Source organism: Mucilaginibacter sp., from assembly GCF_039207105.1.
GTDB lineage: Bacteria > Bacteroidota > Bacteroidia > Sphingobacteriales > Sphingobacteriaceae > Mucilaginibacter.
Genome location: NZ_JBCECK010000085.1, coordinates 1 through 5,683, shown reverse-complemented (window position 1 = coordinate 5,683; position 5,683 = coordinate 1). Strand labels below are relative to the sequence as shown.

At 41.6% G+C, this 5,683-nt stretch carries 3 protein-coding genes and 1 pseudogene; all 4 read right to left on the bottom strand.

Translation table 11 applies throughout. The annotated features are described in order from the left end of the window. Positions 1-301: pseudogene (locus AAGC65_RS16505) on the bottom strand (hypothetical protein); the annotation flags it as partial. Between the two features lie 90 nt (positions 302-391). Next, positions 392-1,846, bottom strand: a complete 1,455-nt coding sequence (locus tag AAGC65_RS16500) for a RagB/SusD family nutrient uptake outer membrane protein (RefSeq protein WP_343113564.1) — start codon at positions 1,844-1,846, stop codon at positions 392-394. A gap of 12 nt (positions 1,847-1,858) precedes the next feature. Further along, positions 1,859-5,173, bottom strand: coding sequence for a SusC/RagA family TonB-linked outer membrane protein (locus AAGC65_RS16495; protein WP_343113563.1), 3,315 nt, complete (start codon positions 5,171-5,173; stop codon positions 1,859-1,861). Between the two features lie 224 nt (positions 5,174-5,397). Beyond that, a partial coding sequence (locus tag AAGC65_RS16490; protein ID WP_343113562.1) for a DUF4974 domain-containing protein occupies positions 5,398-5,683 on the bottom strand: 286 nt, incomplete at its 5' end.

Sequence of the window (5,683 nt, the reverse complement as noted above, 5' to 3'; positions counted from 1 at the left end):
TGTCTATATAAAGTGTAAGATCTTTAACAGGATCAGCTTTAATGCCTGCGCTAAGCGTTATACCTACGGCTTCATCAACGGTCAGCTCACCTTTAAACTGGTAGGTGCCATTAGTAACTATTGTGCTGTCGGTATGTTTCTGAAGTGTTCCGGCAAGCAATTCGGTCAGGTATATTTTTGTTGGTAGCGGTGACACATTTTGCAGCTTGCCATTAATAATAAACGGCTGGTTTTGGGCCATACTGTGCAGGCTGGAAATGCAAAGCCCTGTGGTAAACAGCGCAATAATTTTTGTTTTCATGATGAGTGTTGTTGTTTAATAGGTTGATACCAAAACCCGGCAGGGCCGAATGGCCCTGCTGCGGGTGCTATTTATAATAGGGGGTAGTCATTAATTGTAGCCAGGAGTTTGTTTTAAATTAGGATTGGCAATAATATCATTTGATGGTATGGGCATCAATTGCTTATAACTACTCCAGGTTGTACCTTTGACTGGCGCTGTAACGTTCATAACGGCATCCAGTTTACCGGTACGTTTCAGGTCGAACCATCGGTGTCCCCATTCAGAGAATAATTCAACCTGGCGTTCATGCATAACGTCGGACAAGCAATCATCTTTGTTAATAGTACTGGCGTAGTCGGGCAGGCTGGTAGGAGTTTGGCGTGCACGTGCGCGTATAGCATTAAGGTCGCTAACAGCACCACTGATATTATTTTGATTTGCACGAGCCTCAGCACGGATAAGATATTGCTCTGCCAGGCGCAAAACAACAGGATATTCGGTAACAACAGGATTATTTAATAAATTTGACTTATACTTATTGGCATAGTAAAAAGTAGTTACAGGTGCTGATGCTGTTGTAAAAGTACCTACCCAATTTGTTGCACGGTTATCTCCTGGTTCAAAGGCGCTTTGTAAGGTAGAAGTGATAGCAAACTGAGCTGACGATTTATAAAGAGCAGTTACTACCAGAGCCGGTCCGTCATAAGTATTGGTATTTACGGTTGAAACCGGCTGTAATGCCCATATGGTTTCTCTGCTTGCTTTCAAAAATGCTTGGTTAAGGTTGCTTACCAGTGTATAGTTACCACTTGAAATAACAGCCGATGCTTGTGCTTCGGCATTTTTCCAATCCTGCATGTACAGATAAACCCTGGCCAGCATAGCACTTGCGGCTTGTTTATTAGGCCTGATACGGTCTGTTACAGTGGTACCTGAAGCGTCAACATATATACCGTCGGCCAATGAATTTTGAGCATCTGTAAAATCCTGTACAATTTGCGCATAAATGGCCGACGATGTGCTTCCACTTGCCGTGTTGCTGATCTTGTAATCTGTAGTTAATATAAGTGGAGGGGTACCGTACAAATTCACTGCGTAGAAGTACGCAAAGCCGCGCAGAAACTTAAGCTCGCCTATTAACTGTTTTTTTACGCTGGCTGTAATTTTTGAAGAAGCATTTATGCCTTCAATGGCGGTGTTGCATAGCATTACTTCTTTATAAATCTCAACCCAAAAAGGTGGAGGTACAAGAGGAGTATAATTATTGAGATAAAAAGGAGCATAAACTGTACTTGAAGAAATATTAGTTAATTCGTCAGAAGCCAGTCCCATAGTTAAACTGACATCGCTTGCGCTGTTGTACAACGGCGCTCCGCCAGATATACTGGTAAATATGCCTGCTACAACAGATTGCGCTCCGTTATTGCTGGAGTAAACATCTTCGCTAAATACCACAGCTTTTGATTTACCAACCTCAACTGCCTTTTTGCAGCCTTGGTTTAGTAGTAAGATACTTATAGCGCCTATAGCCAAAGGTTTTAAGAAAATATATTTGGTTTTCATGATTGCTTCTTTTTAAAGGGTTGCTTGTAATCCAAGGGTAATTGTTCTTAATGGTGGTATCCTGAGATATGATTGTGTTTCAGGATCTCCCAGTTCATAATTGCTTATGGTGGCCAGGTTTTCGCCTAAGGCATAAATGCGCAGGTTTTTAAGATGCAGCTTGCCGGCTATCTGCGATGGTAGCTGATAAGATAAAGAGGCATTTTGCAAACGGATGTATGAGGCATCACTGTAGTAGGCATCCAGATTAGGGTTAATATTGTTTTTATTGATCGTTACCGGGCCAAGCAAAGTGCTTGAAAAACGAGCAAAGCGTGCATTGTCCCCAGGTTTTTGCCAACGGTTCAAAACAGCTACAGGATAGTTTATACCTGTTGAACCTGGTGCGTAAAGGCTGTTGCCCGAGCTCACTATTTGTGCAAACGGACTTACCCCCAGTTGTTTAATGCCACGGAATAAAACACTTAATGAAAAACCTTTATAGCTGATGGTATTGGCAACAGTACCAAAAAAGTCGGGATTAAGGTCAATCAGCTTTACCTGGTCGCTGCCGCTGGTTGAAGGTGTGCTTACAATGTTACCGTCTTTATCATAAAACTGATATAAACCAGTTTGCGGGTTTACGCCAGCATACCTGTTTACAAACCTTGTGTTTACAGATGCACCTAATTTCTGCAGGATTGCCGGATTGGGATTTGGATAGCTCACCAACGCATTACGCTGACGGCTGAACGTTACGGTTGTTGACCAATTAAAGTCTTTACCCTGTATGTTGACCGTATTTAAGGTAACGTCAAATCCTTTGTTTTGAACTTTTGCATCAATATTTTGATAGATATTGGCGAAACCTGTTGTGGATGCCAGTGGTATAGTTTGTAAAATATGGCTGGTCCGGTTTAAAAAGTAGTTGCTTTCCAGGCCAATGCGGCCTTTTAAAAATTGAAGTTCAATACCTAAGTTGGCTTTTTTTACAGTTTCCCAGGTAAGATCGGGATTGGCCAGATTATTAGGTTTTATACCGGCTATACCTTGATATGGGCCTGTAGTGGTAGATGTTAAAATTCCGTAGATCTGTTTATAATTATAAGGGCCAATCTGATCATTACCGGTTGATCCGTAGCTGGCCCTGATCTTACCAAAGCTTAAAAATGGAACGCCGTTTTTTATAAATTTCTCAGATGAAAATATCCAGTTGGCACCGGCACCGAAAAACAGGTGAAACTGGTGATCGGGGCCAAAATAGCTTGATCCGTCGGAGCGGCCCGAAAGCTCAAGTACATATTTATCTTCCCAATTGTAATTAATACGGCCAAAAGTACCGTTGAATTTAAAATCATAAGCGCCGTATCCACCGGATACAGGTGTTACCGATGTACCTGCGCCTATATTGTATATTAACAAATCACTATTGTAACCGTTAGCCTGTAATTGGGTAGCTTCGGTTGTTTTTTTCTGTAAACTTTCGCCAATGGTAACAGTTAAAGCCCCTTTGCCGATGTGGGTATTATAAATGGCCATAGGTTCAACACTCCAGGAGCTGATGTTATCAAAGCTGAAATTGCTTGATCCTTTAATTCCCAAACCAATTAGTGTAGGGGATAAAGATGCCATTGTTGATCCTAAAAACTCATTCAGGCTTTGCTTATTATAGCCCAAAGTAGTTTGGATTTTCAGATTCTTTAAAACCTGATAGCTTAGCGTCATGCTGCTGACCAAGTTTGAAACGGTGGTTTTAGCCAACAGGTATTTTGATCTTAGCGGATTATCAAAAGTATTGTTCTGAAAATTCAGCGTCCCATCGGGGTTGAATAACGCAGGAGCGTTCGGTGCCAGAGAAGCGCTGCCTGATAGGTCGGCAGATGGGATGGTATTGTTGTCATAAGTATATCCACCGGTCAATGTTATGTTAAAGCGATTGTCCTTACTTGCTGAACTTAAACTGAAATGCAGGGTAGAAGTCTGATCTCCCTGACCAATGAGTTGTTGTACGTTGGTAACGTTGCGATAATTACCGCTAATTAAATACAAGGTTTTATCGCTGCCCCCGGAAATGCTTAGCTGAGCATTGGTAGTATGCCCTTTAGCTGCTAAAAATTTTTTTGGCCAGTTGGTATATTGTGTTGTGTCGCCCCAGGCCCCATTAATATCATAATCAGGCAGCAGGCCGCCATTAAGTTTTTGGTTATCATTACGGCGTGCTTCCTGGCGCATAAGCAGATATTGCTGTGTGTTCAGCATCTGAGGCGTTGCTACGGCCTGGCTTATGCCGCTGTATACATTGACATCAATTTTAGCATTGCCTGTTTTGCCTTTCTTGGTAGTAATCAGGATAACACCATTGGCACCGCGCGATCCGTAAATAGCGGTAGCTGCTGCATCCTTTAACACGTTTACACTTTCTATATCCTGCGGATTAATAAAGCTTAAAGCATCATACGCCTGTGCGTTTGAGCCAAGAAAGTTATATTTCTGAGATGAATATCCACCTCCCTGATAGGGTATTCCATCTACAATGTATAAGGGATCTGTACCTGTGCTAAGGCCGTTTTGTCCCCTGATAATCACGTTATAGGTTCCGCCCGCCTGCCCTGTAGACTGGCTCACAACCATTCCAGGTACGGTACCTTGTAATACCGATAAGATGTTACCTACGGGATACTTTTCAATTTCTTTGGATGTAACGGTCGTTTGGTCGCCTACATTTAATCTTTTGGTGGTTTGGCCATAAGCAATTATCTGAATCTCATCCAGTTTGCCAATATCTTCTTTAAGCTGAAGCGCAAATCCTACAGGTGTTTTAATATCTTCAACCCGAACCTCTTGTGTTTGATATCCTACATAAGAAAATATCAAAACCACATCTTTTGATTCGACCAAGGCTACAAACCGCCCCTGGGCATTAGTTACCCAGCCAGTTATGATAGTTGAACCTTTTACCTTAACAGTTACACCAGGCAGGGGATGGTTGTTTTGCCCGGTAACTATGCCTGATATCAGAATTGCCTTGTTCGACTGAACCATAGTTATCGGGGTTTCTTTCAGGCGTACAACTACAGTATTATCAATAATTTTATAATTCAGCGGTTTATTGGCCAACGTTCTATCCATAACCTCAATAAGATTGGCATCACTGATCTCGATATTAAAATTGGGGAGGGCCCGCAGCACATCCGGATCATACACAAAGGTATAGCCACTTTGCTGCTCAATGGTTTTAAATAGCTTTTCGTACGATATGTTTTTTGCCCTGAGTGTAATCCGCTGAGCGAAGGTCGCGGCGCTTACCTGCATGATACAGAACAAAATTCCTAAGGTGGTCAATCTCATAACCAGGAAAAATTTGTGAAGTGCTTTCTTATGGGATAAGAAAGCACTTAAAGTAAAATTTTGCATACTTTTGTATGGTTTGGGTTTCTAAATACCTTGTTTCAGATTAAATTCACGGTTAGCCCAAACTTTTAACCGGGAAGTGTGTCACCACTCTCCGGTTTTTTTTGAGCTAACAAAATGAGACGGAAGCCTGGCAACCGTTTAGTATTAATTGGTGGTAATTATTTTACGATAATCTTTCTCCCTTCAATTTTAAATTTAACACCTGCATATTCCAATATAGATAAAGCCTTTGAGGCATTGGTGTATTTAGAAAATGAGCCTGAAAGCCGTTGATGAGGCATTTTTCCCTGATATATAATGTCAACATCGTACCAACGCCCGATCTGGCGCAAAACCGTATTTACATCTGTATAGTCAAAATAAAATTTACCATTTTTCCAGGCAATTACTTCGGCGCTGTTAAAATCATTGGTTACCTTAATTACAGCGTCAGTTGTATTATCA